Annotated in this window: 24 protein-coding genes; 14 read left to right on the top strand and 10 right to left on the bottom strand. The window is 49.5% G+C overall.

Annotation, left to right across the window (positions count from 1 at the left end):
• Window positions 1-14 precede the first annotated feature (14 nt).
• The 6 genes from GM173_RS05045 to fliW all read right to left on the bottom strand — a co-directional run bounded on the left by GM173_RS05045 (window position 15) and on the right by fliW (window position 7552).
• Entirely contained in the window at window positions 15-1286 is a 1272-nt protein-coding gene (locus tag GM173_RS05045) for a pseudouridine synthase (protein WP_239078254.1), read from the bottom strand.
• Window positions 1287-1398: 112 nt separating this feature from the next.
• A complete protein-coding gene (locus GM173_RS05040) occupies window positions 1399-1860 on the bottom strand; it encodes a hypothetical protein (RefSeq protein ID WP_203570212.1) in 462 nt (153 codons plus the stop codon).
• 153 nt (window positions 1861-2013) lie between these two features.
• On the bottom strand, window positions 2014-4581 hold the full coding sequence (gene mutS / locus GM173_RS05035; RefSeq protein ID WP_239078252.1) for a DNA mismatch repair protein MutS: 2568 nt from the start codon (window positions 4579-4581) through the stop codon (window positions 2014-2016).
• A 53-nt stretch (window positions 4582-4634) separates the two neighbouring features.
• The gene (tilS, locus tag GM173_RS05030) at window positions 4635-6047 is read right to left on the bottom strand and encodes a tRNA lysidine(34) synthetase TilS (protein WP_203570211.1); all 1413 of its coding nucleotides are present in this window, start codon (window positions 6045-6047) and stop codon (window positions 4635-4637) included.
• Window positions 6016-6984 (bottom strand): acetyl-CoA carboxylase carboxyltransferase subunit alpha, encoded by a 969-nt coding sequence (locus GM173_RS05025; RefSeq protein ID WP_203570210.1) that lies wholly within the window; start codon window positions 6982-6984, stop codon window positions 6016-6018. The genes tilS and GM173_RS05025 overlap by 32 nt, the downstream gene beginning before the upstream one ends.
• 154 nt (window positions 6985-7138) lie before the next feature.
• The gene (gene fliW / locus GM173_RS05020; RefSeq protein ID WP_203570209.1) at window positions 7139-7552 is read right to left on the bottom strand and encodes a flagellar assembly protein FliW; all 414 of its coding nucleotides are present in this window, start codon (window positions 7550-7552) and stop codon (window positions 7139-7141) included.
• Between the two features lie 219 nt (window positions 7553-7771).
• On the opposite strand from fliW, the gene flgM reads away from it, so the two are divergent.
• The 9 genes from flgM to GM173_RS04975 all read left to right on the top strand — a co-directional run bounded on the left by flgM (window position 7772) and on the right by GM173_RS04975 (window position 15295).
• Complete coding sequence (gene flgM / locus GM173_RS05015; RefSeq protein ID WP_203570208.1) at window positions 7772-8059, top strand: flagellar biosynthesis anti-sigma factor FlgM; 288 nt, start codon at window positions 7772-7774, stop codon at window positions 8057-8059.
• A complete protein-coding gene (locus tag GM173_RS05010; RefSeq protein ID WP_203570207.1) occupies window positions 8059-8529 on the top strand; it encodes a flagella synthesis protein FlgN in 471 nt (156 codons plus the stop codon). Before flgM ends, GM173_RS05010 begins: the two co-directional genes overlap by 1 nt.
• Window positions 8530-9162: 633 nt before the next feature.
• Window positions 9163-9858 (top strand): ABC transporter ATP-binding protein, encoded by a 696-nt coding sequence (locus GM173_RS05005; RefSeq protein ID WP_203570206.1) that lies wholly within the window; start codon window positions 9163-9165, stop codon window positions 9856-9858.
• Window positions 9855-11258, top strand: a complete 1404-nt coding sequence (locus GM173_RS05000; protein ID WP_203570205.1) for an ABC transporter permease — start codon at window positions 9855-9857, stop codon at window positions 11256-11258. Before GM173_RS05005 ends, GM173_RS05000 begins: the two co-directional genes overlap by 4 nt.
• A gap of 23 nt (window positions 11259-11281) precedes the next feature.
• Window positions 11282-11473, top strand: a complete 192-nt coding sequence (locus GM173_RS04995; protein WP_203570204.1) for a LiaI-LiaF-like domain-containing protein — start codon at window positions 11282-11284, stop codon at window positions 11471-11473.
• Window positions 11466-12245 carry an outer membrane lipoprotein-sorting protein gene (locus GM173_RS04990; protein ID WP_239078250.1) on the top strand — a complete coding sequence of 260 codons (780 nt, stop codon included), beginning with the start codon at window positions 11466-11468 and terminating at the stop codon, window positions 12243-12245. The genes GM173_RS04995 and GM173_RS04990 overlap by 8 nt, the downstream gene beginning before the upstream one ends.
• Window positions 12245-13486 carry a hypothetical protein gene (locus GM173_RS04985; protein WP_203570203.1) on the top strand — a complete coding sequence of 414 codons (1242 nt, stop codon included), beginning with the start codon at window positions 12245-12247 and terminating at the stop codon, window positions 13484-13486. Before GM173_RS04990 ends, GM173_RS04985 begins: the two co-directional genes overlap by 1 nt.
• A gap of 13 nt (window positions 13487-13499) precedes the next feature.
• Window positions 13500-14555, top strand: a complete 1056-nt coding sequence (locus GM173_RS04980; protein ID WP_203570202.1) for a sensor histidine kinase — start codon at window positions 13500-13502, stop codon at window positions 14553-14555.
• 5 nt (window positions 14556-14560) lie between these two features.
• Complete coding sequence (locus GM173_RS04975; protein WP_203570201.1) at window positions 14561-15295, top strand: LytR/AlgR family response regulator transcription factor; 735 nt, start codon at window positions 14561-14563, stop codon at window positions 15293-15295.
• A gap of 54 nt (window positions 15296-15349) precedes the next feature.
• On the opposite strand, the gene pssA is transcribed toward GM173_RS04975, so the two are convergent.
• The 4 genes from pssA to xseA form a co-directional block, all read right to left on the bottom strand.
• Entirely contained in the window at window positions 15350-16693 is a 1344-nt protein-coding gene (pssA, locus tag GM173_RS04970) for a CDP-diacylglycerol--serine O-phosphatidyltransferase (RefSeq protein ID WP_203570200.1), read from the bottom strand.
• A 159-nt stretch (window positions 16694-16852) separates the two neighbouring features.
• Window positions 16853-18901: a glycosyl hydrolase family 18 protein gene (locus tag GM173_RS16180; RefSeq protein WP_275412322.1), complete on the bottom strand. Its 2049-nt coding sequence runs from the start codon at window positions 18899-18901 to the stop codon at window positions 16853-16855.
• A gap of 720 nt (window positions 18902-19621) precedes the next feature.
• Window positions 19622-19918 (bottom strand): hypothetical protein, encoded by a 297-nt coding sequence (locus tag GM173_RS04960; RefSeq protein WP_203570199.1) that lies wholly within the window; start codon window positions 19916-19918, stop codon window positions 19622-19624.
• Between the two features lie 383 nt (window positions 19919-20301).
• Window positions 20302-21663 carry an exodeoxyribonuclease VII large subunit gene (gene xseA, locus GM173_RS04955; protein WP_203570198.1) on the bottom strand — a complete coding sequence of 454 codons (1362 nt, stop codon included), beginning with the start codon at window positions 21661-21663 and terminating at the stop codon, window positions 20302-20304.
• A gap of 401 nt (window positions 21664-22064) precedes the next feature.
• Between xseA and GM173_RS04950 the strand changes: the two genes are divergently transcribed.
• From GM173_RS04950 to GM173_RS04930, 5 genes are all read left to right on the top strand, one after another.
• The gene (locus tag GM173_RS04950) at window positions 22065-22673 is read left to right on the top strand and encodes a MotA/TolQ/ExbB proton channel family protein (RefSeq protein ID WP_203570197.1); all 609 of its coding nucleotides are present in this window, start codon (window positions 22065-22067) and stop codon (window positions 22671-22673) included.
• A gap of 158 nt (window positions 22674-22831) precedes the next feature.
• A complete protein-coding gene (locus tag GM173_RS04945; RefSeq protein WP_203570196.1) occupies window positions 22832-23257 on the top strand; it encodes an ExbD/TolR family protein in 426 nt (141 codons plus the stop codon).
• 82 nt (window positions 23258-23339) lie between these two features.
• Window positions 23340-23837, top strand: coding sequence for a hypothetical protein (locus GM173_RS04940; protein ID WP_203570195.1), 498 nt, complete (start codon window positions 23340-23342; stop codon window positions 23835-23837).
• A gap of 458 nt (window positions 23838-24295) precedes the next feature.
• Window positions 24296-25321 carry a tetraacyldisaccharide 4'-kinase gene (gene lpxK / locus GM173_RS04935; protein WP_203570194.1) on the top strand — a complete coding sequence of 342 codons (1026 nt, stop codon included), beginning with the start codon at window positions 24296-24298 and terminating at the stop codon, window positions 25319-25321.
• Entirely contained in the window at window positions 25322-25501 is a 180-nt protein-coding gene (locus GM173_RS04930) for a Trm112 family protein (RefSeq protein ID WP_203570193.1), read from the top strand.
• Window positions 25502-25503: the final 2 nt, after the last annotated feature.

Raw genomic sequence — 25503 nt, 5'->3', positions numbered from 1 at the left:
AGCGGGCAATACGTTTAGTCTTTGATTTGTCCCATGATGGTCAGGCCAGCCCAGCGCATTGCGGCTAAAACTTCTGTTTCAGTCAATTCGTAGAACTCACCTCGTTTGAGGCGACCCGGTAGGCTAAACATACCAAACCGCACCCGAGTAAGACGGCTTACCATGATGCTGAAGTGCTCAAACATCCGGCGCACTTCACGATTTCGGCCTTCTTTGATAATCACGTGATACCAGTGGTTGCTGCCTTCTCCACCGCGGTCTTCGATGCGGGTAAAGTGCGCTTCGCCATCATCAAGCATCACGCCTTGCGTGAGTTCTTTCATTTGCTCGGGCGTCAGTTGACCGTGGACGCGAACGGCGTATTCACGTTCTACTTGGAAGCTCGGGTGTGTCATACGGTTAGCAAGTTCGCCGGATGTGGTAAATAGCAATAAGCCGCTGGTGTTAAAGTCTAAACGGCCAATTGCAATCCATTTGCTTGAATGGACGCGGCGTAAGCGATCAAATACGGTGACCCGGCCTTCAGGGTCATCGCGGCTGACGAGTTCGCCTTCTTGTTTGTGGTACATGATGATACGCGCCATGCGGTCTGGCCATTTTAAGGCGACGCGTTTTCCGTCAATCCGAACTTCGTCACCTGGGGCAACTTTGCTACCGAGTGTGGCAATTTTTCCGCCTATCGTTACGCGCTCAGCTTCGATGATTTCTTCCATGTCGCGGCGTGAGCCTAGGCCGGAGTAAGCCAGTACTTTTTGCAGGCGATCTTCATCGATTTCACTGCTGGCAAGGCGTTTTTCACGCAGAATTTGTTGGAATGCAAGTTCTTGTTGCGATCCTTGGCGCTGCTTCATTCGCTTGGCGCGTTTGACGTTCTTAGGTCCCTTGTCGCTGTGATGCACGATGCTTGTTTGTGTTGTCGCTTCCGTTTTGTCGACGGTTTTAATCCCTTGAACTTCGCGAGCGCCAGCCGTTTTCGCAATCGCTTGGGCAATCATCCGGCTCATGCCAACGGTTGAGTTGCCGCGTTTGCGAGTACCTGTCGCTGGTGTTGATGAGCGGCCGGTGTCGGGTAGGTTTTGCGCCCGATTACGCGCGGCTTCACTGGCAGAAACGACTTTTTTCTTTGCTGCGCCGAGTTTGCTTGTGGGGGATTGCATCGATTGCGCTGCCGTTTTTTTTACAACGGCGTTACCACGACTGCCCGCCTTATTGGCGCTACGGAGTTGGTCGCTTGCACGGCCTTCACGGATAGCGGGCTGCGGACGGCGGGCTTTTACTGTTTTCATCGGGTATTCTTCTTTGTTCTATAAGCATTAATTATAACTGTTTTGGCTTGACGCTGCTTAGAAATGCAAATAGCCGCTGCGCGCGGCTATTGTTTCGGTGATATGGCTGGTTTCAGTGTGACGGGTTGGTTTTTAAGGTGAAAAAAGCAATACCGCCCAAGCTGGTTAAACCAAAATTAAAAACTTGGGTCGACATATCGTCATTATCTGGACCCAGCTCGAGTTTTCTTTGGATTTCGAATAAAACTTCTAATTCTTTAAACCATTTGAGCAACCGCGTATTTTCGTTTAAATAAGCTTCAATTGCGGCTTTGTTGGGATGATCACCGACGACTTGAATTTTGCCTTCCGCAGCGCTTTGTAATTGAAAGGCGGGTGGGACTTTGATTTGGGTATAAGCCAGCAAATGACTGGCTAGATCTTCGCCAAATCGGCGTACCTCGCTGGTGGCGCTGTTTTTTAAATCAGAAAGTTGAATTCCCGCTGATTCATCCGGATTGTTGCTTAGACGAGCTACGTCTAACAATGCAGTGCCAAGGTTGTCGCGGTGCGGTTGGGTGGTATCGGTGGCCACAGTCATTTCCTTTAGTCAGCAATATTTTGATGATTTAATCTAGATGTTTTGCAGTGTTTTTGCTTGGTAAATTTTACATTTATTGATTAGGATCTAGCGGCGTTAGGTTTAACGGTCGCATTTGCGCGGCGGGAAAACAAATGCCAATAGCTCCTAAATGAGTTCTTGTAAGCGATAAATGAGTAGCAGCGCATCGCGTGGGCTGAGTTCATCAATGTTGACTGCTTCAAGCGCCTCAATAACGGGATGAATTTCAGTATCAATCTCATTTGCATAATTATTAGCAGCAAATAGATCGGCTTGCGGACCATTTGATAGACTGTTTTGTTCTAAGTCTAGCAATTTTCGCTTGGCAAGTCGCACAACGTCGCGTGGCACGCCTGCTAGGCTTGCCACGGCGATGCCGTAGCTTTGCGAAGCAGGGCCGTCTTGCACTACGTGTAAAAATACAATTCGGTCTTTGTGTTCCACCGCATCCAAATGCACGTTACTCACTTGCGGGTAGTCTTGGGCGAGTCGGGTGAGTTCGAAATAGTGCGTCGCAAACAACGTGTAGCTCCGATTTTTCTCGATCAGCGAACGCGCGATGGACCAAGCGAGCGCCAAACCGTCGAACGTTGACGTGCCGCGGCCGACTTCGTCCATTAGCACCAAGCTGTATTCATTGGCGTTGTTAAGGATATTTGCCGTTTCGGTCATTTCAACCATAAAGGTTGAGCGACCACCGGCTAAGTCGTCGCTCGCGCCAATTCGCGTGAAAATACGATCGATGCGACCAATTTTGGCGCTTTGGGCGGGTACATAGCTGCCGATATGCGCCAGCAACACAATCAACGCCACCTGCCGCATATACGTTGATTTACCGCCCATATTGGGGCCGGTGATTAGAAGTAATTTACGGGCGAAGTGAAAATCGGCGCTATTAGGAATGAAATCATCAATTTGCTCTTCAACCACTGGATGGCGACCTGCTTCGATATTCAGTACGGCTTCATTGCAAAATGTAGGAGGGGTATAGGCTGCAAGCTGAGCACGTTGGGTGAGGCAGACTAATACATCTAATGTCGCTACGGCTTGCCCAGCGAGACGCAGCGTCGCTAAATGCGCTTGCAGTGATTCAATCACCCCGTCGTAGAGTTGTTTTTCTAAGGCGAGTGCGCGCTCATTCGCTGAGAGTGCTTTTTCTTCAAACGCTTTGAGTTCTGGTGTGATATAGCGCTCGGCATTTTTCATCGTTTGGCGACGACGGTAATCATCGGGTACTTGGTCGAGGTATGAGTTGGTAATCTCAATAAAAAAGCCAGCTACACGATTATACTCCACCCGCAAGTTGGCGATGCCGGTGCGTTCGCGTTCGCGCTGTTCGAGTGCAGTCAGAAAATCACCGCAATTACTTTGGATATTGCGCAGCTCGTCCAGTTCCGCCGAGAAGCCATCGGCAATGACGCCGCCTTCACGAATTAAGACGCCGGGTTCGGTTTGAATTGCTGCGCTGAGTAAAGTTGCGACAGCGGGTTCTGCTTGCAGCGCCGCAGCCAGTCCACGAAATAGCCCGCTGTGCGGTAGTTGCTCGGCAATATTGGGCAAAATTAATAAGCTGCTGCGTAAACTCGCCAAATCGCGTGGGCGGGCGCTTCGCAATGCAATGCGCGATACGATGCGCTCAATATCGGCGATTTCGCGCAAATTGTGCTGCAACTGTTCGCTATTACCTTGTTCGAGCAAGGTAGTGATCGCGTTTTGACGCTCTAAAATTTTGCTGTGGCTGCGCAGTGGGTGGTGTAACCAATGCGCGAGCAGGCGTGAGCCCATGCCGGTGGCGCAATCATCAAGTAGCGAAAATAAGGTCGGTGCAGCTTCGCCGCGGATAGTCTCGGTGAGCTCTAGATTGCGTCGTGTTGCGGCATCGAGTTCGATGTACTGACTTTGGGTTTCCACGCGCAAACCCGCCAGCGCAGGTAGCGCGCCGCCTTGCGTGCTGCGTACATATTCGAGTAGAGCGCCTGCTGCTCCGAGCGCAAGCATCGTGTCTTCAACGCCAAAGCCTGCCAAATCATGCACTGAAAAATGGCGCGTGAGATTGCGTTTGGCGCTGTCGTTTTCAAATTGCCACGTTGAAATGCGGCGCACCGGAATGCGTAATTGATCGAGCAGTGCGAGTTCCGTGCCTTCGGGCACCAAGATTTCAGCGGGGCGCAGTCGCTCAAGCTCTGATCCGATTTTTTCGACTTCCGAATCCATTAGCGCAAAATCACCCGAAGCGAGCGAGAGCCACGCCATACCGATTTTGCCTTTGATAAAGCGAATCGCTAATAATCGGTTTTCTTGTTTGTCGTCGAGTAGCGCGGCATCCGTCAACGTGCCGGGGGTTACCACGCGCATGACTTTGCGCTCTACCGGCCCTTTGCTGGTGGCAGGGTCGCCAACTTGCTCACAAATCGCAATCGACTCGCCGAGTTTAACGAGCTTGGCCAGATACGGCTCGAGCGAGTGAAACGGAATGCCGCACATTTTAATCGGCTCGCCGGCGCTGCTGCCGCGCGTGGTGAGCGTAATATCGAGTAGGCGAGCGGCTTTGACGGCGTCGTCGTAAAACAATTCGTAAAAATCACCCATGCGATAAAACACTAATTTGTCGGTGTGATCGGCTTTGAGCGAGAAATATTGCGCCATCATTGGGGTGTGCGTGGGGACGGCTGGATCTTTACTGCTTTTTGCCATGATGAATTCCGTTTTATTGCAGGTATATTGTTCAATGAATTGTTTAATTTTGCTTAGCTGTCTATACCCTGAGTGGGGGGGCTAGGCGTCCAAATAGGCAGCCAGCCCATTTGATCCGCGCTTGCTTGAAAATCGGCGTGTACGCCCAGGCCTGGCATCGCGGCGAATTGTTGATTGATATAAATCAGCGGGGTGGTTTCGCGTAGCCACGGTGCGATGCCTAATGCTTGGCATTGAGCCTTGAGCGAGCGAGTGGGGCGATTACGGGCAAGTTTTAAGCTTTCGCCGCCAGAGCGACCCGCGATGCGGTAGCCATTGGTCAAAAAATGCTCGGCAATGCCGTGTTCATCTTGTACCCACTCCAGCGTGCCAAACCAGTCAGTAATATGTGGCGCATCGTTCAATTGCCGATTTTGCTCAGGGCCAGCAATTAGGCTGGCGCGTGTGATGTGCAGTGCGCCGCGATAGCGGCGAATCGCGGTGTTGCGCCAAACCAGTGCAGGGCAGGCGTCTGCTGCCGCTGAAAATGCCACGCGCAATAGTTCGTCAAACGCGCGTAATTCGAGGTTGAGGCCGTGGGTGGTCAGCCAGTAGTGCAATAGATTGCGCTGGCGGGCTGGGCTTAGCTTTTCAAGTTCGGCCAAGATGAGCGCGTCATGCTGGCTGCAATGAATCAGATCATCTTGTGCGCGTTCGAGCAAAATGGTCGATGCATCGGATTGGTGTATTGCGCTGCGAGCTATGGTTGATATTGCTTTGGGGTTAATACTCTCTAGTAAAGGTACTAGTTCGTGGCGAATTTTATTGCGTTTGAAGTCGGTGTTGCTGTTACTTTCGTCTTCTATCCATTTCAATTTATGTAGTTGAGCGTATTGCAGTAGCTCGGTATGGGGGAGCTGCAAGAGTGGGCGAAGTAAGTCTATTTGCGGATTGAGTGGTCGCGATACCGGCATCGCCGCCAAGCCAGCAGGACCGCTGCCGCGCAGTAAATTAATCAGCAAGGTTTCGCTTTGATCGTTTTGATGATGGGCAAGTAAAATGGCGTCGCAGGGCTGTTTGGCAAAAACGGCATAGCGCGCTTTGCGGGCACCGCCTTCAATGCCTTGCCCGTGTAAGTTGGTGAGCGAAACATGCGCAATTTGGCATGTGGTGCCTAGTTGTTGGGCGATTTGGCTGGCGTGTTCAGCCCATGCGTCAGCGTTGGGCGATAATCCGTGGTGCACATGGATTGCGCTGAGCTGAAAGTCTAGCTCAGCTTGTTGTGTGGATAACCAGTGCAGGAGTACGGTTGAGTCGAGTCCACCGGAAAAACCAACGCAAAGGCGCAATGGTTCTGGTGGCTGTGATTGAAAACGGGGGCGTTGGCCCCCGTTGCGACAAAACTGAGTGAGAATGGTCTGTGCGTTAGACCAGGCTTCACTATTTAGCGCCGCATTAAGCGGCGGCTTGTTCTTTAAATTTGCCATATTCCATCAGACGTTCAAAGCGATCATCAAGCAGTTGATCGATTGACTTGGCTTGTAGGTTTTTCAGGCCGTCAGCAATCGATTTTTTCATCGCTGCCATCATTTGCTGATGGTCACGATGTGCTCCGCCGATCGGTTCATTGATGACTTTATCAACTAAACCCAAGGTTTTGAGACGAGTTGCGGTAATGCCGAGGGCTTCGGCTGCATCGGCTGCGCGTTCTGCGGTTTTCCAAAGAATACTTGCGCAGCCTTCCGGTGAAATGACTGAATACGTGGAATATTGCAGCATTTGGACAATATCGCCGACGGCAATCGCCAATGCACCACCGGAGCCACCTTCACCAATGATGGTGCAGATCGTTGGTACGCGTAGCTTTGCCATTTCAAATAGATTGCGACCGATGGCTTCTGATTGACCGCGCTCTTCTGCCCCAATGCCAGGGTAAGCGCCTGGTGTGTCGACAAAAGTAATCACGGGAATATTGAATTTCTCGGCGAGTTTCATCAGGCGCAACGCTTTGCGATAACCTTCTGGACGAGGCATGCCGAAATTACGCAAGATTTTTTCTTTGGTATCACGGCCTTTTTGGTGGCCAATGACCATTACGCTTTGTCCATTAAAACGCGCTAAGCCGCCAACAATCGCGAGGTCATCGGCAAAAGCGCGGTCGCCGTGTAATTCTTGAAAATCAGTAAAAATAGCTGCGATGTAATCGTAGGTGTACGGGCGCTGCGGATGGCGCGCCACTTGTGAAATCTGCCATGGCGTGAGTTTGGCGTAGATATTCTTAGTTAGCTCTTGGCTCTTTTTTTCTAGGTGCGAAATTTCAACTGAGATATCAACAGCCGAATCATCTTGCACATAGCGAAGTTCTTCGATCTTGTTTTCGAGTTCAGCTACTGATTGCTCGAAGTCGAGGAAGGTCGTTTTCATGCTTCAATACTCCAAAAGCGCCACTGAAAAATAGCGCACGCGCACGGCCAGCCAGTATGGCTGGCGCGAAAATGGCGAATCATACAGCAAGCATCGCCGCACTCCAAGATGCTCTGAGGTGTGCGGTGTATTTTGGTGAGTCAATAATCGAAAATTAAGTGTTTCGGAAAACGATGTCCGCTTTGACGTCGAGTTTTTGTAAGCCTTTGCGGCTTTGTAAATTAATGACTAGTGGTGCGCGGGTGTTCGCACTGATTTGACTGCCATCGGGTCGAGATAAGATTAAAAATAATTTAGCGTCTTCAGCATTTTTTAGCTCAATCAAATCACACTCTTCGTCCGATAGTGTGAGCATATAGTTAAGCCCGAGGCGCTCTGCTTCAATAAGTGTAAACATCGCCGCGCTATCATCGAGAGACTGCAGCCAGAGTACTTGTGGGTCTTGGCTTTCTTCATGCAGTAGTTTGTAATTTTTGCAGTCTTCAAAGCCCGGAATACCGAGCGGAAAGTGAATGATTGTGTCAGGATCGACTTCAATTTGCCCAAATCGGCTTTGAAAAACTTGCATTGAATTTACTCCGTTTCGCGAGGGTAGAAGCTGCAGCATAACGCATTGATTGCGGTGCGGCGTAGTGCATGGTTTTAAATGTTGTTTTGCGGTACGGGCTTGTGTTTTAGCATTTGCTGATAAACAATTGAATTGCTAAAGAATTTCAAACTTATGCCGATAGTTGGCATAATAGGAATATATTGAATGGGCGCCATTTCAATGGCATAGGATGCAATCATGAAAATCGATAACTCTGGCAAAGCCTTGGGCGCGGTCTCTGCCCGACCGCTTGAAGGGCGTTCTGCCGCAAAAGCTGAACAAGCGGCGGAGCAAGATAGCGTGAGTATCAACCCGTTGGCGGCGAAGCTGTCTAATGTGACTGGCGCAGGTAAAAGCGAATCTACATTTGATGCAGACAAAGTCGCAGCAATTCGTCAGGCGATTGCCGAGGGGCGTTTCAGTGTTAATTCTGAGAAGATTGCCGATGGCCTGCTCTCTAGCGTGAAAGAATTGTTGGCGCGTTAATGATTGTGACTCAATCTTCTGAACTATCTAATGCAATTCAAACTGAGCTGCTCGAGGTGGAGCAGCTCGTTGCATTGATGCAACGTGAACAAGAAGTTTTAGTGTCACGTCACTTAGATCAAATTTCACCGATTTTAGAGTTAAAAGCACAAGCTTTACAGCAACTTGAGGTGAGCACGCGTGCGCGTATCGAAATTGCGCAAACATTCAACTTACTGACTGCAAATGATGTGAGTGAGTTTTTGCAGTCTGATGCAACGACCTTGCTGCAATGGCAAGCACTGCAACAACAAGCCAAATTAGCTGAAATGCTCAATCGCAGCAATGCGCAATTGGTGAAGTGCCATGAAGAGGCGAATCACCATTTAATGAGTTTGTTGTCTAAGCAAAAAAATCAAGAAATGGCCTATAGCGCCGACGGTCGCCTCAGTCATCAATCTGGCCTTGGTCGACCTTTGGATCGCGCCTGAGATTGTGCGCTTTCATTCGTTTTGTTTCAATTCAGGTTTTATTAAAAGCAGCTCATTGAGTGGGTATTTCTGGCTAGGCATTATTCAGTCAAGGCTAGGTGTTAATACCCCGCCTATGTTTGGCCATAATCCTGACCCAATCCATTAAAATAATCATATTGTGAGGCAGTGCTTACCCAAGCGATTGGGGCAGTGCTAGCTGCCCGGGTTGAATCAATTCGTGGCCAGCTTGTTGTCGAGCGATTCAGCGAAATAGTCCCCACCCAGCCACCGCGATGTATCAGATCTTCTATTTAACCATCTGCTTTAAATAAATTGAGTTGAAATTTCTTGTGCATCAACCACCGCAGCGGCACGCCGGATGGAGTGAGTAAATCACTGACGATGGGTGGGTCATCATGGTGTATATCTGCGGAGCCGAGGCAAAGGGGAGAGAAGACAGCAGAAATGCATTTTTTTACCGTGTAAGAATCTAATATTAAATCCATATTGCCTGACCAAAACAATCCACGTGCTGCTATTTAATCCTCAAAAAAGGCACTTCACTCCAAAAAATAACGTCTTATCGCAGCAATCCATGCGTTTTATTGGTATGGCATACAGTAAAGGCATTCTTCTTTTAAAGAGTTTGCCATGTTGCCAGTCTCTCTGCGCCAAGTTAGTAAGCGCTACCAACTCGATAGTATCGATGTGCCTGCCTTGGGCAATATCGATCTAGATATTTTTCCGAATCGTTTTACGGTGCTGTCAGGTCCATCGGGTAGCGGTAAAACGACCCTGCTTAATTTAATCGGCTGCGTTGATTTGCCCGATAGTGGCGAAATCATCGTTGCGGGGCAAAAGGTGCAAGCCTTGAGCGATAACGCCCTCGCTGATTTTCGCTTGCAGCATATTGGTTTCATTTTCCAAAACTTCAATTTACTGCCGGTATTGACGGCTTACGAAAATATCGAATATCCCTTGTTGCTTGCCAAAGTGAACGCGAATGAGCGCAAAAAACGCATTAGCGCACTACTCGACGCAGTGGGCTTGAGCGAAAAAAGCAAACATCTACCGGGGCAACTTTCTGGTGGGCAGCGGCAACGCGTGGCGATTGCGCGCGCTTTGGCGACTCAGCCGCAGCTGGTGCTAGCCGATGAGCCGACTGCCAATTTAGATAGCCATACTGGTGCAGCGATTATTGCGCTGATGCGGCAAATGCAGCGTGAATTGGCGGTGTCGTTTGTTTTTTCATCGCATGATCCACAAGTACTGGCGGCGGCAGATGATGCCGTGATGATTCGTGATGGCCAGATTACAGAAATCAAGCGCAGTGCGGAGGTGGTATGAATACGTTCTCTTTAGCATTACGTAATTTGCTGCGTAACCGTCGTCGTTCATTCACAACGCTGTTGGCGATGGTGATTGGTGCGGTAGCGATTCTGATTTTTGGTGGTTACAGCGGCAATATTAATTTGGGTTTGCAAACGGGCTTTGTGCGCGATAGTGGCCATTTGCAGATTCAGCATAAAGATTACTTTTTGTACGGTAGCGGCAATCCGGCGGCGTATGGAATGAAGAACTACGCCCAGATTGTTGAGCTAGTGCGTAATGACGCGGTGTTGAAACCATTGCTCAATGTCGTAACGCCAACGCTCAGCTTGGGGGGTATTGCTGGCAACTTTAATGCTGGTGTATCACGGACGGTGATAGGTCATGGGGTCGTGGTGGCAGAGCAAAATAAAATGCGTTTGTGGAATGAATATGGCTTCCCACAAAAACCGTATCAAATGGCGCTGACCGGTTCTGCTGATAATGCCGTTGTGATTGGCACGGGCGTAGCGCGGGTGCTGCAATTGTGTGAGCCGTTGAAAGTGAAAAATTGCCCACAAAGCACAGAGAAACCGACCGGCCCCGCCGCACCTAACGATATTACCGACTTATCAGCGCTGGAAGCAGAAACAGACGCCAAAATTCAAACTGCCAATAAAAGCGACGCGTCTCCACGGATTGAGCTGCTGGCTGCCAATGTACACGGCGCGCCGAATGTGGCGGGTTTGGATGTGGTGAAAGCTGAGCTGCATGGCGTCAAAGAGCTTGATGATATTTCTGTACTGCTGCATTTAGCGCAAGCGCAAAAATTGGTTTATGGCGGTGATGCACCGCAAGCGACGGCGATTGTGCTGCAATTGAAACGCACTGCCGATATTGCTGCAGCGCAACGACGCCTTGAGCAACTACTGGCGAATGAACTCAAAGCTGAAAATCTGGAAGTACACGATTTTAAAACGCTTAATCCAAGTTATGGCCAGATTACCGGCATGTTTGGTGCGATTTTTGGCTTTATCTCCATTTTGATTGGCGCAATTGTACTGTTTACCGTTGGCAACACGATGAGCATGGCGGTGATGGAACGCACCGTCGAAATTGGTACTTTGCGGGCGATGGGCGTGCGCCGCGATGGGATACGCCGCTTGTTTGTGTGCGAAGGGCTAGTGTTGGGCTTGATTGGTGCTGCGCTGGGTGTGGTATTGGCTTTGGGTTTGGCATATTTGATTAACCATGCGGGTTTAACTTGGATGCCGCCCGGCAACTCAGAGCCTATTGCGCTGACGGTGCGGGTTTGGGGTGAAACCAAGATGATTGTTGGTACGGCGGTGGGTTTGATGTTGGTGGCGGCGCTGTCGGCATGGTGGCCAGCACGGCGTGCCGCGCAGATGAATATTGTTGATGCTTTGCGTCATGTTTAATCGATGAATTTGGGGTGAATATCATGCATAAAAATTTGTTTCCGGCATTCGTATTGATTGGTTTGGGTCTGATGTTTTTGGCGCATAACTTGGGGTTTTGGCCCAGTTTGGGTCAGCTTTGGGCAACTTGGTGGCCGTTGATTTTAATTGCTGTCGGCATCAACCATTTTCTCCGGCCGCATTCGTGTCGCAATCGGGAGCACGCAGATGAATAAATTCATAATGCTACTTTGCAGTCATTTTCTGCTTTTGGTCGCTGCGCAGGCGCTTGCTGCCAGTCCCAATGCGCAAAGCATTTTGAGCGCTAGCGATGCGATCCGTAATCCTGATCAACCGTTTGGGCTGACTAGTACGCTGATTGAATATCGGAATGGCAAACAAATCGATACCTCGACGCTGGCGATTTACGCGCGTGCGGATAAACAAAGCGGGCAATTTCGCAATTTGATTCGTTTTGTTGCGCCACAGCGCGATGCGGGCAAATTGATGCTGAAAAATGGCAATGACCTGTGGTTTTTTGATCCAGCTAATAAGGCGAGCATTCGGATTTCACCGCAGCAACGGCTTTTGGGGCAGGCCGCTAATGGTGATGTGATGACGGTGAACTTGGCGGTGGATTACCACGCGCAGTTGGCTAGTGAAGAAGAGATTCAAGATGGTGAAAAGAAAACGCGCGCCGCCTATTTATTAACACTGACCGCTAAAAATCCAGAGGTAACGTATCACCGGATTGATTATTGGGTTGATCGTTTGAGCTTCCGCCCGATTAAAGCCAAATTTTATTCGGCTAGCGATCGCCTGCTTAAAACAGCGTATTACCGCAAATTTGATCAGCAATTAGGACAAGAGCGCCCCACGGAAACGGTGATTATTGATGGTCTTGATCCGCAGTGGGTGACGGTGCTGCGTAGTAGTGATTTTGCGTTTCGCGATGTGCCTGAAAGCTGGCTGCAGCGTGATTTCTTACCGCGATTTAAGGCGGAATGATGCGAGTGAATTACTTGGCAATGGTCATCGCATGGGCAATCTACCAGCCCGTTTTCGCAGATGATCTGGATGCGCTCAATTTGGCAGATAGTGCCGCGCCGTCGACGGTGAAACCGCGAGACTGGAATTTATTTATAGAGGGTATGTATGGGAATGTTAATTTAAATAATGATCAGGGAAGTATACCTATCGATAGGTTGTCTCTGGATTTGCAAGTCGATACGGCGTTGGCGCCTGAGTTGCGCTTTTACTTGGCGAATCGCTTGGATCTGAATGGCCAAGATTATCAGCACGAAACGGTGAATACCTTAAAAGAAGTGTATTTGAGTTGGCAAATGGCCAGCATTACTGCGCTGGATTTGGGGCGCATCAACCAGCGCAATGGCGTCGCGATGGGTTACAACCCAAGTGATTTTTTTAAAGTCGATGCGCTGCGCTCAGTCGTGTCCATCGCGCCGTCGAGTTTGCGGGAAAACCGACTTGGTGCAGGGATGATACGGGGGCAGTATCTGTGGGAAAGTGGCGCAATCACTGCGCTATTTGCGCCAAAGCTCGGTGATCAGCGCGATTCGGCTACGTTTGCGCTGGACTTTGGTGCAAGTAATCCGCGGCACCGCTGGCAAATTGCAGCAACACAAAAAATCAGTGATGGCCTTGCACCACAGTGGATTGTGTTTGGTGAGCAAGGGCAGTCGCCGCAAGTGGGATTGAATTTATCGTTGCTTGCTAGCGATGCTTTGAGTGTGTACGCCGAATATAGTGGTGGGCGAAGTGCTTCGCTGTTTAATCAATCGAAGCAAATCGATAACCCAACTCGGTTTTATTCGCGCCTTGCTACAGGAGCGACGTATACGTTTCCTGCTAATGTTTCGGTGAATTTGGAATACCAATACAATGGTGCCGCATTAAGTAAGGTCGACTGGCAGGCGCTTGGGCGGCAGCCTACAGCGTATTGGGCTTATCGTAAACATGTGTTTTCAGCGCAAGATATGCCAACGCAACATGCGGCGTTTGCCTTTGTGACTTGGAACGATGCGCTCGTCGCAGATTTAGACTTGAATTGGATGTTTCGCCATGATTTAGTCGATCACAGTCAGCAAAGCTGGCTGGAGGCGCGTTATCATTTTCCGCGGCTTGATTTGGCTTTGCAGTGGCAGTACCAGCAGGGGAGCGCGGCTAGTGTGTATGGGGCATTGCCGCAGCAGCATAGTCTGCAAGCTTTAGTGAAATATTTTTTCTGAGTCCACAACCAAAATGAATTCAATTCGTCAGCATGAAACGGTTTTTTGTAATTGGCGGGCTGATTTGCCCATTTTATTGGGTGTTAACGCAGTAATTGCGTTGCTATTGACCTTGGTGGATGAGCAAGATTCGCTGGTTGATAATTTGATTATTTCCAATAGCATCGGTTTTTGTATTTGGGGTGGCAATGTGCTGCTCTCGTGGTGGGTTGGCGATAGAATGGCTTGGCCGTGGCGAATGGCCTTGGCAACGCCGATCAGCTTATTGGCTGGTTTTAAATTGGGCGCATTGCTGGGGGCGTCAGATGTGCTGGCCATTTTATTGCATCGGCCTACTCTGGCTTGGCGTTGGGTGGCGATTGCGGTGCTGCTTGCGAGCTGCGCGAGCGTTTTTTTTATTGTGCTGTTTCATGCGCAAAAATATCGTGCTGAGTTAGAGTCCGAGCGCCGTGTTCTGGCCGAAGCGCAACAAGCCGAAACCGCCGCGCAATTAGCGATGTTGCAAGCGCAGATTGAGCCGCATTTTTTGTTTAATACCTTGGCCAATTTACAAAGTTTGATCGCCAGCGATCCCGCGATGGCGCAAACCATGCTCAATCATTTGAATGATTATTTGCGCGCCAGCTTGAAACGCACTCGGCAAGCGGCAACCACGCTGGCTGAAGAGCTTGATTTGGTGAGCGCTTTATTGGCAATTCAGTCTGTTCGTCTCGGTGAGCGGTTACAGTACGCTATTCATGTACCTGATGAGCTGCTCCAAGCTAAATTGCCGCCGCTGCTTTTGCAACCTTTGGTTGAAAATGCGTTGGAGCACGGCATAGAGCCAGCGATTGCCGGTGGGCGCGTTGAGATTGCTGCGCAACAGGATGGGGGAAAGCTGCGCATTCGCGTGTTGGATACGGGTTTGGGTTTTAATCTTGCTCATTCAACCGATTCTGGCATTGGTTTGGCCAATATCAGGGCGCGTTTGAGTAAACTCTATGGCACGGATGCCGAGCTGGTACTATCGCCCAATTTGCCGCATGGTGTGATTGCCGAGTTGATTTTTCCTTATGAACAGATGGATTGAACGAGATGCCGACGGCCTTAATTGCTGATGATGAGCCGCTGTTAATTGCCGCACTGACTGAACGAATTCGCGCGGTGTGGCCAGCGTTAGAAATTATTGCGGTTGCCAAAAATGGCATAGAAGCGTTGTCGCTGTTGAGTCAAATGCAGCCTGATTTTGCGTTTTTAGATATTCGGATGCCCGGTTTGACGGGCTTGCAAGTGGCGGAAAATGTGCGAAATACGCGAGTGATTTTTGTCACTGCGTATGATGAATACGCCTTGGCGGCGTTTGAGGCTTGTGCGGTGGATTATTTACTTAAACCGGTGAGTGATGAACGGTTGGCACAATGCATTGCACGCTTGCAGCGCGAGGCCGCACCTAAAGCTGATTGGCCACGCCTAAATCGTGAGTTGACTGCCTCGAATTCGCCCAGTTATTTGCAATGGCTTACTGCGAGTTTGGGCGATACCACTCGTTTGATTGCGATTGATGAAGTGCGTTATTTTCAGGCAACTGAGAAATACACCGAAGTTGTCACGCTGCAAGGGCGATTTTTGATTCGTACTTCGCTTAAAGAACTGCTGCCACAGCTTAATCCACAGCGTTTTTTGCAAATTCATCGCAGTTATATTGTGTGTTTGCCCGCGATTGATCGAATTGAAAAAGACCTGCTTGGTCGGCAGGCGATTTACTTGAAAGACTCAACGACGACGCTGCCGTTGAGTCGCAGTCATGCCGCACAGTTTAGGCAGATGTAGGTTGTATCGCCCTGTAGCTATTATTAATGAATGGCTACAGGCATATACATCTAGTTATAAAAAGCGAGACAGCAATCGATCGGCGCGAATTCTTGAAAGTCGACGCAGTAGTTTTTTGACTTTTTCTGGATAATCGGCCAGCGTTTCTAATTCTGCAAAGTGTGTGATTCGCTGGGTGTGTTGGCGGATTTGTGTTTGCTCAATTTGAGCGCTGGCGGCGAGCTGCTGCTGTGGATCATGGATCAACAAGGCATTTTCTAAATCCAGATTAAACGCGCGTGGGTTGAGGTTATTACCGGTGAGTAATTGGTAATCATCGTCAATCCAAATCCCTTTGAGGTGGTAGCTGTGGCCCACATCATTCCAGAGTAATAAATTCAGTCGTCCTGCGTGGATGGCGGTTTGCTGCGCCTTGGCAAAGCGGCGCAGATTCATTTCATATAAATACGGCAGCGCGCCGATGGTTTTGAACGGTTCGCTCGCGGGAATGAAAAAATCGTTCGCAGTTTTGTCGCCAACAATAATATCGACTTGCACGCCTTTTTTGAGTTGCTGCTTAATGATTTTGGTCACGCTGCGCGGCAAATTGAAGTAGGGCGTGCAAATAACGATCTTACGCTCTGCTGCGGCGATCAACTTTACAATCACGCGATTGAGTGGGTTGCGCTGACCGACGCCAACCAGTGGCGTAATCGCCAGCCCTGTAGGGGTTGGGGTATTCGTTGCGAGTTTGTAACGTGCTGATTTGAGTTGCTGGCGGCATAGGCGTATTGTGCCGCGAATATCTTTGGTGCTAGGAATGCTGGGACGATCAAGTCGATGCACTGCGGTTTGGCTCAGCAAGGCTTCCTGAATAAACTGCACCATGCTGTTGGCGAGTATCTGATTGCGAATTAAGTGGTAGCGGTCAGCGCGATAGCGTTCACCAATATGTAAGTACACATTGTTTAAACTCGCGCCACTGTAAATCACCGTATCGTCAATGACAAATCCTTTTAAGTGCAATACACCGAGCAGTTCGCGTGTTTGTACCGGTACGCCATAAATGGGAACTTCGAGCTGTTGCTGCTGTGCTTCGGATTGATACCAGCCCGCATTGCCCGACTGTGCCGCTGCACCAATCAAGCCGCGCTGTGCACGGTGCCAGTCGACTAAGATCGCAATATCTAAGTACGGTTGGCGTGCTTTGGCGGCGTATAAAGCCGCTAAAATTTCGGCGCCGCCTTCATCATGTTGCAAATACAGCGCTGCGATATAAATACGCTGCTTTGCTTGCGCTATCTGCTCCAGCAGGCGGGTGCGAAATTGGGCGGTTGTGGCTAGGATTTCTATGCCGTTTGCGTCTTGCTGAACACGGGGCAGGGCGCGCAAAAATGCGCGAGGAGATTCAAACAGCATGTTGACCTACAAATGCATCGATATCGCTCTGATATGGGGTGATTTGTGCTTATTTCAAGTTTGAAACTGGATTTTAAAGAATTGCGAGGACAGAAAAAAGCCACCGTTGTGCGGTGGCTTTGGTTAGGGTTGGCTTTGTGAGCCGCTTTTAGTTGAGAATTACTTCACTTCTGCCATCGCTTTGGTGAGCGTTGCATTGGCGTCATCGCCATCGAGCGCCCAGCTGAAATTGCCGCGCAAGCCTTGGGCTTTGACATAATCGTTCTTCAGGCGAATCGTAGTGACGTCGTCATAGCTCCACCAGTCACCTGTTGTGGTGTAGAGGTAGAGTTGCTTAGTGACTGGGTGGTATTTACGCACGCCAGCAGCGTCTTTCAATGCTTTGTAATCGCCGTAACCTGCTTCAGTCTGTACACCAACTTTGCCCGCTGCACGCGTTTTCTTTTGGTACAAGCCATCATTAACGCTGCTCACGCCACCGAAACCACGACCATAGTACGGGATGCCTAAAGTGATTTTGTCACGTGGCATGCCATTCGCAATCAGTTTGGTTAGTGCGTCGTTGATGTTGTAAGTACGGGCAACGCCAACGGTTGGATCAGCTGGATCTGGGTACAGGTGAGAATGGAAGTTGGTCGTGTCGTCCCAATCGCCATGGAAGTCATAGGTCATCACATTGACCCAATCCATCGATTTACTGTATTCAGCTGGTTCGGTTTGGTCGATTTTTTCACTACCAGCGCCAATGGCTGCAGTGAGGTAGTAGTGTTTGCCACCTTGTGTTGCGCCATAAGCATCAAGTTGTTTGCGGAACTCGGCCATCAACAAGGTCAGATTGTGTTTGTCGTTGACTGGGTCAACCACATTGTTGCCAATCCCTTGTACGCCTGGGTATTCCCAATCGATATCGATACCGTCAAATACGCCGGCTGCTGCACCCGCGCCACCGGCTGGATCGCCACCTGATTTTTTCAGGTTACCTTTGAGGTAAACGTCGATACACGAAGCCACCAGCGCTTTGCGGTTGGCATCGGTTGCTGCTGCGGTCGAGAAGAAGCGAGACCAAGTCCAGCCACCCAATGAAATGAAGACTTTCAGATTCGGGTTTTTGGCTTTGAGTTTTTTCAGCTGGTTAAAGTTGCCTTTGAGTGGGCTTTCCCATGTGTCAGCTACGCCATCGACTGAGTCTTTGGCTGCGTAATCCATTTGGTAGTCAGCCCATGCATCGCCACCGTCGCCTGCAGTGTTGCCGTCGTTGGCTTTGTTGATGCCGCTATCACACTTGATGGTGCCATCGGCTTGCTTGTAGATATTGCCAAATGCGTAATTGATGAAGGTGAGTTTTGCAGCTGCACCACTGTCTTGTACGGCTTTGGCAAAGAACGCGCTGTCGTACACGCCCCACTGCGTGAAGTATGAGCCCACTTCACGGCTGCCGACTGGCGCAGGTGTGACGGTTGGCATTGTTGTTGGTGCAACCGTTGGAGCGATCGTCGGTGCGGTCGTTGGCGTTGCAGTCGGTGCTACGGTGGCTGTAGGGGCTACGGTTGGAGCAACTGTTGGTTTCGCTGTCGGCGTGGCGGTCGGTGCTGTGGTTGCTGTTGGCGCTACAGTCGGTGCAATTGTTGGTTTTGCAGTTGGTGTCGCGGTTGGGGCGCTGGTCGCAGTCGGTGCAACAGTTGGAGCTACTGTTGGTTTTGCTGTTGGTGTTGGGGTTGCTGCGCCATTGCATGCACCTAAATCAACCCAAGGTTTGCCCGATCCAGTATTGACAGAAGGCTCATCGCCTTGTGTCCACCAGCTCGCTTTGTAGTTATGGCCATTGGAAGAAACCAGTGCGCCGCCATTGTAAGCTGTGCTGCTATTCCATGCTGCATAGGTGCAGTTGCCCGGCGTTGTCGTTGGTGCGACTGTGGGTGCCAATGTCGGTGCTGTCGTTGGTGCAGCTGTAGGTGCTGTCGTTGGAGCGGCTGTTGGTGCAACGGTTGGAACAGCTGTTGCTGTACTAGCAACTAATTCCCAAGGCCCCCATTGATCTGCGCCGGGCACATTGCCTTGTGTCCACCATTTGGCTTTGTAATCTTTGCCAGCATAAGTTACGACCTCGCCGCCAGTATAAACGGTGGCGCTGTTCCATGCCGTGGCAGCAAAAGCGCTGACCGTGACGAAGGCCATTGCTGCGGGGATTGCGGCTAAACGAAAATTCATTATTGTATTTCCTCTCATCCATATTTTGGTGTTAGATGCTAATACCACTTGTGCTTGGCTTGGCATCCGCTGGTGGCCAGTGTTTTTTCACTACGTAATTTTTCTGGCGCACTACGAGTGTTGCTGAGTCGCTTCTGGATTGTCAAATATTTTTGTTTTTTTTATATATTTCAATAAAATCATATGGTTATTTTGTTTGTTGCTTTGGATTTTGGTTTTTTGTATTTTAGGCGTAAGTTTTTGTAGTGAGATCGACTACAGTTTTAACTGGTATTGTTGGTTTTTTTGTTAAATGCCTATCGTGTAGGAAAAATATTTTTAAATTTTGGGGAACTTTATTTCATCATTGAAATAGGATTGCGTTTCCAATGAATAAGGTACGGGTTAATACCAGTTGCCTAGTTGCATTGGCAGCCGCTAGGAGAGACTCGCTATCAGTGGCAAGTCGTATCTGAGATTGCTTGTTCTGAGCGGTAATAAGTGCGCCATCGGGCGCTGCTGCTTGATTGTGCAGTGTGCTGTTTGTGGTGGATTGCGGAGTGTATGCCTGATCCACAAACTAAACTTCAATAGATCCTAATGTGGGCAGTAGTGAGTAATCAGTTTGCGCATAGAGTTTAGTGCGAGGTTTTTTTGGTTGGGCGGGTATATTGCGCTACCTGAATAAAAATAATGATTGCTGCAATATACCTAATTGGTTTTTGTGTGAGGGATGGTTGCTTATCGTTGCTTATTCGGTCGACTTAAACGCTGATAGAGTATTTCAAGCAAGCTTTTGACCGCATAAAATAATCCACCGCTCGGTGTCGATACATTGTATTCCTTTAATGGATACATCATGCCGCTATTAAATTTCGCGATGGCTTCTTGTTCGCTGTCGGCGTAAATGGTGTCGCCAATGACTTCGAATCCGCGGCTCAGTAATTGTTCTTTGCGCAATAGAAATGCGCCATCGGCCATATCGAGCCATTGGTGCTGATGGTCGTGTTCTGATTTGAAGAATTGGTATTTAGGCATTTTTGCGCTCACTTTGGATTTTGTTTTCAATATGCTTTCAATTGTATGTCGTCTGGTGCTGGCTAACAATCGAGTAAAGTTGCGCTAACCATCGAAAAAAAACTGGTTTTTTTTGCCTTTTGCGTGTGGCTTCGTTGATATGCTGAATGACTCGCCTTGGGGGTGCTTGCGAAAATACAGCTATTTCTCGGTGGTGTTACCGTAGTTCTTCTGCTGGTATTTCTTTGCATTTATTGGTTTAGTTAGCTTTTGCCTGTATACCCACTGGTAAAAATGATCGATCAGCTCATGGCTTGCTAGTCGCTTAAGTTACGCTTGTTGGTCGAGCGCGGCTAAGTGGCGCAGCCTTGCCCGACTGATGAGGGGAGCTGCCGTTCACTGGTTTAAATCGGCAGCTCATGTTGTTGCTGCACGCCTTGGCTGACGTTGACGGTGATGTTGCCATCGGCAAACTGCACCGCCAAGACTTCACCGGCGCGTACTGCGGTGGCTTGGCGTACTAGGCCGCCGTCGCTGCGGCTAACCAAGGCATAGCCACGCGCCAGCACGGCTTGCGGATTCCAAGGTTCTAGTTTGAGTGCGGCCTGTTCAATCTGCTGCCGTTTCATTTCGATTTGCCGCTGCATGGCACGTTGCAGGCGGATTTGCAGTTGCGATAGCTGTTGGCGATTCCGTTCGAAATTGGGCTGCTGATGCGCCAAACTCATCGATAAGCGCAGTAGTTTTTGACTGCGTTGCTGGAGTTGTAGCTTAAAGCTGTGCTGCAGGCGCTGACGTAAATACTGCAATTGTTCTGCTTGTCTCGCGAGCTTTTGTCCTGGATGCTGCAAGCGGCGGCCAAGTTGATCCAGTTGCAGCATCTTATTATGTATGTCGCGCTCGAAAGCGCGCACCAAACGTTGTTGCTGATGATGCAGCAAATTGAGTAATTCTTGCCGATTCGGGCTGACGAGTTCCGCTGCGGCGGTGGGGGTCGGCGCGCGCAGGTCGGCGGCAAAATCGCTAATCGTAAAGTCAGTTTCGTGGCCGACGCCACTCACTACCGGCATATTACAGGCGGCAATCGCGCGGGCGACGATTTCTTCATTAAACGACCACAGATCTTCCAAGCTGCCGCCGCCACGGCAGACAATCAGCACATCAACTTCATCTCGCTCGCTGGCGATACGAATCGCTTTGGCAATTTGCGGTGCGGCGTCCAAACCCTGTACGGCAGTAGGGTACAAAATAATCGGCGTGTTCGGCGTGCGGCGCGCTAATGTGGCTAAAACATCGCGCAAGGCTGCAGCAGCGGGAGAGGTGACAATGCCGATGGCCTTAGGGTATTTCGGTAGCGGGCGTTTATTGTCTTGATCGAACAGGCCTTCCGCAGCCAGTTGCTTTTTTAATGCTTCAAAGCGTTCAAACAATGCGCCAAGTCCCGCAGGGCGCATCGCCTCGACGGTAAGCTGAAAATCGCCGCGCGCCTCGTACAAAGTCACCACGACGCGCGCTTCAACTTGCAGCCCTTCGCGCGGTTGAAAATCGAGTAGTCCGGCTCGATTGCGAAACATTACACAGCGCACCTGTGCGCCTGCGTCTTTCAGACTGAAGTAGCAATGCCCTGAGTCGTAACGCTTAAAATTTGAAATTTCACCGGCCACCCAGAGTTGCGGTAAACCGGTTTCTAGTAGTGTACGCACTCTTCTATTCAGTTGTGTGACAGAAACTACATTGCTTTGTGCTATTGACAAATCAGTATTCACGCGAATTGAGCCTTAAATAATCCACAAAATCCATGTTTATTGCCGTTTGGCATAATAATCGAAAGTTGTAGTTGATGATTTTGTGCTAAGTATTTGAATTTAATAGTTTTGTTGATTTTGTATAAAAATGTAGCAAATTAGAAAAAAGCCGTAAAAATCACAGTTTTATTGCGGTTTTAGAAACTTTCCCACAAAGTTACCCACAGGATCTGGGGGTAACCCGAAAAATCTGAATGATATCTGGGGCTTGGTGTGTATCGCTACGCCAGTCTATCCTTTTCCTTGTCTTGTAACTGCGCAGGGGGACGCACTTGTGCGCTATAGCTCTTCCCCTCGCGCGGGATTCGGGCTAAAGTTACGCGGTTTTGTTGTTGTCCACTATCATCACAAGGTTTTTATCTATGCTCGCTATCATCGAGGCCGCTGGCTGGCCAATCTGGCTCATTATCGCTGCTTCTGTCGCGACGGTGACCATTATTATCGAACGTTTACTCACGCTACGTAAATCCTTAGTGTTGCCACAAGGCACGCTGGTTAAAGTGGTGCAAGAGTATCGCAGCCAAGGCGTCACCGCTGATTCATTGACTAAATTGTCGGCTTCGAGCCCGCTTGGTCGGGTGTTGGCAGCGGGTTTAAAAAACGTGAAAAGCTCACGTGAAATCATGAAAGAATCGATTGAAGAAACCGGCAGCGCTGTCGCGCATGATTTGAATCGCTATTTATCGACGCTTGGTACGCTGGCTGCGGTGACGCCGCTACTGGGCTTGTTTGGTACTGTGATCGGTATGATTGAAATTTTTGGCTCACAAGCCCCAACGGGCGCGGGCAATCCTGCGGCATTGGCGCATGGTATTTCGATTGCGCTGTATAACACCGCTTTCGGTATTATGGTGGCGGTGCCTGCTTTGATGTTTTATCGCTTTTTCGTCAGTAAAGTGGATGACTTTATCGTCGAAATGGAGCAGCAAGCGATCAAACTCGTCGAAATCGTCCACGGCGAACGCCACTAAAAGAGCGTGTTTTAAAGTGCTGCGCATCCCGTGATAGCGGGTCGCGCGGTGCTCGGAATCCTCATGTACTTTGTGTACATTCCGGTTCCTGCGCTCCGGGCTCCCTACTCTGACGGGCGCTCGCTACTTTAAAAAACGCTCTTTGCGGATGTAAAAATATGAAATTCAATAAAGGCCGTCGTGGCCGTGTCGAGCCAGAAATTAACTTCATTCCGCTGATCGACGTGTTGTTAGTGATTTTGATTTTCCTGATGGCAACGACGACATATTCGAAGTTTGCTGAACTGAAAATCAATCTACCAACGGCAGATGCTGAAAAGCAACTTGAGCAACCGCAGTCGATTCAGGTGGGGGTGTCAGGTGCTGGTCAATTTATGATCAACGGCGAACCCGCGCAATTTAGTAGCCCCGACGACTTCGCCATCCAACTGCGCCGCGCAGCGGGCAGCAACGCCGACCCCATGATCGTCATCAGCGCCGACGCCCAAACCAGCCACCAGAACGTCGTGAACGTGATGGAAGCGGCAAGGGTGGCAGGATATGGCAAACTGACGTTTGCGACCCAGACGACTGGGCAGAAGTGATTTAGATGGATGTGAAAAACGGCGCTGAAGGCGCCGTTTTATTTTTGGTTGTGTGTTCTTATTATTAAAGGGCTAATGCTAAATGGCTTTAGGAAACTCCGACTGGATTGCAATATGCTCAGCCTTTGTTGCTCTTTGTTCCCTCGGACTTACTTGCTGGCAAGCGGATCTTGCCAGAAAACATAATCATTTATCGGTAAAACCTTTATGTGATTTTGAAGTTAATAAAATAGGAGGTGAGTTTCGCATTAGCATTGCCAATCATGGTTTGGGGGGCGCTAAGTTATTTATACCAACCGTTTATTGGAGTGGGGATAGCGTACTTGTTGGAAAAGAGCTTATTGAATTAATCCAAAAAATATCGGTTCTAGCTGACAATGACTGGAGTCTGAATTCACTTGATGAAAGTGCTTTTCTTGGTCCTGGACAAAAATTAGATCTTTTAGTATTACATCAGGTTAGTTTTCAAGGCTATGTTGCATTAGACAAATTTTTCTCAGCGGCAGAAGTTAGATTGAATTATGAATGCTTATATCAAAATCAATATGAAGCAAAAATAGTATTTGATTCACTCCCTTAATTTGTAAGCCTTGTAGGGTGCGCAAGGCTTTATTTGCGCACGCGGATTCGGTGATGCATGATTATCTCGATGCTCATTTCATCGCATTTGGTGCGCAAATCCCCGTGGGATTTTCACACCCTACGGTCGTGATGTATTTGCTTTTACGCTTTTATTATTAATGCTTAGCTAGCAATACATCTGATTTGTTTCTTGATCGTTGATCAGGAGCTTGATATCCCGTTAAAACGAACACCGAGCGAGGAGAGAGACAAACAGTATTATCGTTTGGCTCACGATGAGAGAGGGAACGGCGGAGCCGGGTTCGTCTCGGGTCGCCTTTCTTTGCTGACTTTCTTTGGCGAAGCAAAGAAAGTCAGTGCCGCGCGGCATGAGCGCGACAATGTGAATAAGAACGCTAAAGCATATTCTGGTGTGCAAATCCCTGCGGGATTTTCACACCCTACGATGATTAACCCATGAATATTGAATCCTTCCTCAACCGCATCTGGTACAAGCGCCTTTCAATCTGGGCGATTTTGCTGTGGCCGCTGTCAATGCTGTTTGCGCTACTCGCCAACCTGAACAAACTGCTCTACCGCAGCAAAATTAAACCGACCATCAAACTCCCTGTCCCCGTCATCGTCGTCGGCAATATCACCGTTGGTGGTACAGGCAAAACGCCATTAACAGTGTATTTGGCGCAGGAACTCACCCAGCTCGGCTGGAACGTCGGTATTGTTTCTCGTGGGTATGCGCGTACAGAAATTGATAAAGATTCGCCACAAGAGGTTACCCCTCACAGTAACCCCGCGGAGGTTGGGGATGAGCCGCTGCTGTTGGCACGGGGGACTGGCGTTCCGGTGTTTGTTGCGCGGCAGCGTGCAGTCGCGGGGCAGGCGTTATTGGCGGCACATCCGAGCGTCAACGTGCTTCTGTGTGACGATGGTTTGCAGCATTACGCTTTAGCGCGGGATTTGGAGTTGTGTGTGATCGACGGCGCACGCGGTTTAGGAAATGGTTTACGCTTGCCCGCAGGGCCGCTGCGCGAAGCGCGCGCCAGACTCAAAACAGTCGACGCGATTGTATTAAATGGTAACCATTGTTTGGATTGGCTTGGCGAGCAATACCCTCCGCAATACGCATTGAGTTTGCAAGCGCAAGCGTGTTATCAATTAACGCATCCGAATGTGCAGCGCACTGCCATCGATTTTGCTGGCGAAACGCTGACCGCGATGCCCGGTATCGGTAATCCAGCGCGCTTTTTTGCGACCTTGCGTGATTTGGGTTTTCGCTTTGCTGAGCAGGCGATGCCGGATCATCATGCCTTTTCAGTGCAGGATTTACCCGCCAGCGGCGCGATCATCGTGACCGAAAAAGACGCGGTGAAGCTTTCTGCCTTAAATTTGGGCGCAGACGGTGATAGAATCTGGGTTTTGCCAGTGGCCGCACAGATTGAACCGAATCTGGCTGACTGGTTAGACGAACAATTAAGGAAGCTCTAAATGGACGCTAAGCTACTAGAAATTCTGGTCAGCCCTGTTTCAAAAGGCCCGTTGATTTACGATAAGGCCAAGCAGGAATTGATCTCCAAAGCGGATCGTTTGGCTTTTCCAATTCGTGACGGTATTCCGGTGATGCTAGTGAGCGAAGCGCGCGAGCTTAGCGCCGACGAGTTGGCATAAAC

This window comes from Deefgea chitinilytica, assembly GCF_016881405.1.
GTDB lineage: Bacteria > Pseudomonadota > Gammaproteobacteria > Burkholderiales > Chitinibacteraceae > Deefgea > Deefgea chitinilytica.
This window is presented reverse-complemented; position numbering and strand designations above follow the sequence as displayed.

What these genes read in the sequence shown, in the direction of transcription:
- GM173_RS05025 (WP_203570210.1), bottom strand. Translation starts at nt 6,984, where the DNA reads ATGAAAACGACCTTCCTCGACTTCGAGCAATCAGTAGCTGAACTCGAA.
- GM173_RS05000 (WP_203570205.1), top strand. Translation starts at nt 9,855, where the DNA reads ATGAATACGTTCTCTTTAGCATTACGTAATTTGCTGCGTAACCGTCGT.
- GM173_RS04980 (WP_203570202.1), top strand. Translation starts at nt 13,500, where the DNA reads ATGAATTCAATTCGTCAGCATGAAACGGTTTTTTGTAATTGGCGGGCT.
- GM173_RS04975 (WP_203570201.1), top strand. Translation starts at nt 14,561, where the DNA reads ATGCCGACGGCCTTAATTGCTGATGATGAGCCGCTGTTAATTGCCGCA.
- GM173_RS05045 (WP_239078254.1), bottom strand. Translation starts at nt 1,286, where the DNA reads ATGAAAACAGTAAAAGCCCGCCGTCCGCAGCCCGCTATCCGTGAAGGC.
- GM173_RS16180 (WP_275412322.1), bottom strand. Translation starts at nt 18,901, where the DNA reads ATGAATTTTCGTTTAGCCGCAATCCCCGCAGCAATGGCCTTCGTCACG.
- GM173_RS04930 (WP_203570193.1), top strand. Translation starts at nt 25,322, where the DNA reads ATGGACGCTAAGCTACTAGAAATTCTGGTCAGCCCTGTTTCAAAAGGC.
- GM173_RS05005 (WP_203570206.1), top strand. Translation starts at nt 9,163, where the DNA reads ATGTTGCCAGTCTCTCTGCGCCAAGTTAGTAAGCGCTACCAACTCGAT.
- tilS (WP_203570211.1), bottom strand. Translation starts at nt 6,047, where the DNA reads ATGGCAAATTTAAAGAACAAGCCGCCGCTTAATGCGGCGCTAAATAGT.
- flgM (WP_203570208.1), top strand. Translation starts at nt 7,772, where the DNA reads ATGAAAATCGATAACTCTGGCAAAGCCTTGGGCGCGGTCTCTGCCCGA.
- GM173_RS04940 (WP_203570195.1), top strand. Translation starts at nt 23,340, where the DNA reads ATGGCTTTAGGAAACTCCGACTGGATTGCAATATGCTCAGCCTTTGTT.
- lpxK (WP_203570194.1), top strand. Translation starts at nt 24,296, where the DNA reads ATGAATATTGAATCCTTCCTCAACCGCATCTGGTACAAGCGCCTTTCA.
- GM173_RS04960 (WP_203570199.1), bottom strand. Translation starts at nt 19,918, where the DNA reads ATGCCTAAATACCAATTCTTCAAATCAGAACACGACCATCAGCACCAA.
- pssA (WP_203570200.1), bottom strand. Translation starts at nt 16,693, where the DNA reads ATGCTGTTTGAATCTCCTCGCGCATTTTTGCGCGCCCTGCCCCGTGTT.
- GM173_RS04995 (WP_203570204.1), top strand. Translation starts at nt 11,282, where the DNA reads ATGCATAAAAATTTGTTTCCGGCATTCGTATTGATTGGTTTGGGTCTG.
- GM173_RS04945 (WP_203570196.1), top strand. Translation starts at nt 22,832, where the DNA reads ATGAAATTCAATAAAGGCCGTCGTGGCCGTGTCGAGCCAGAAATTAAC.
- GM173_RS04950 (WP_203570197.1), top strand. Translation starts at nt 22,065, where the DNA reads ATGCTCGCTATCATCGAGGCCGCTGGCTGGCCAATCTGGCTCATTATC.
- fliW (WP_203570209.1), bottom strand. Translation starts at nt 7,552, where the DNA reads ATGCAAGTTTTTCAAAGCCGATTTGGGCAAATTGAAGTCGATCCTGAC.
- GM173_RS04990 (WP_239078250.1), top strand. Translation starts at nt 11,466, where the DNA reads ATGAATAAATTCATAATGCTACTTTGCAGTCATTTTCTGCTTTTGGTC.
- GM173_RS05010 (WP_203570207.1), top strand. Translation starts at nt 8,059, where the DNA reads ATGATTGTGACTCAATCTTCTGAACTATCTAATGCAATTCAAACTGAG.
- mutS (WP_239078252.1), bottom strand. Translation starts at nt 4,581, where the DNA reads ATGGCAAAAAGCAGTAAAGATCCAGCCGTCCCCACGCACACCCCAATG.
- GM173_RS04985 (WP_203570203.1), top strand. Translation starts at nt 12,245, where the DNA reads ATGCGAGTGAATTACTTGGCAATGGTCATCGCATGGGCAATCTACCAG.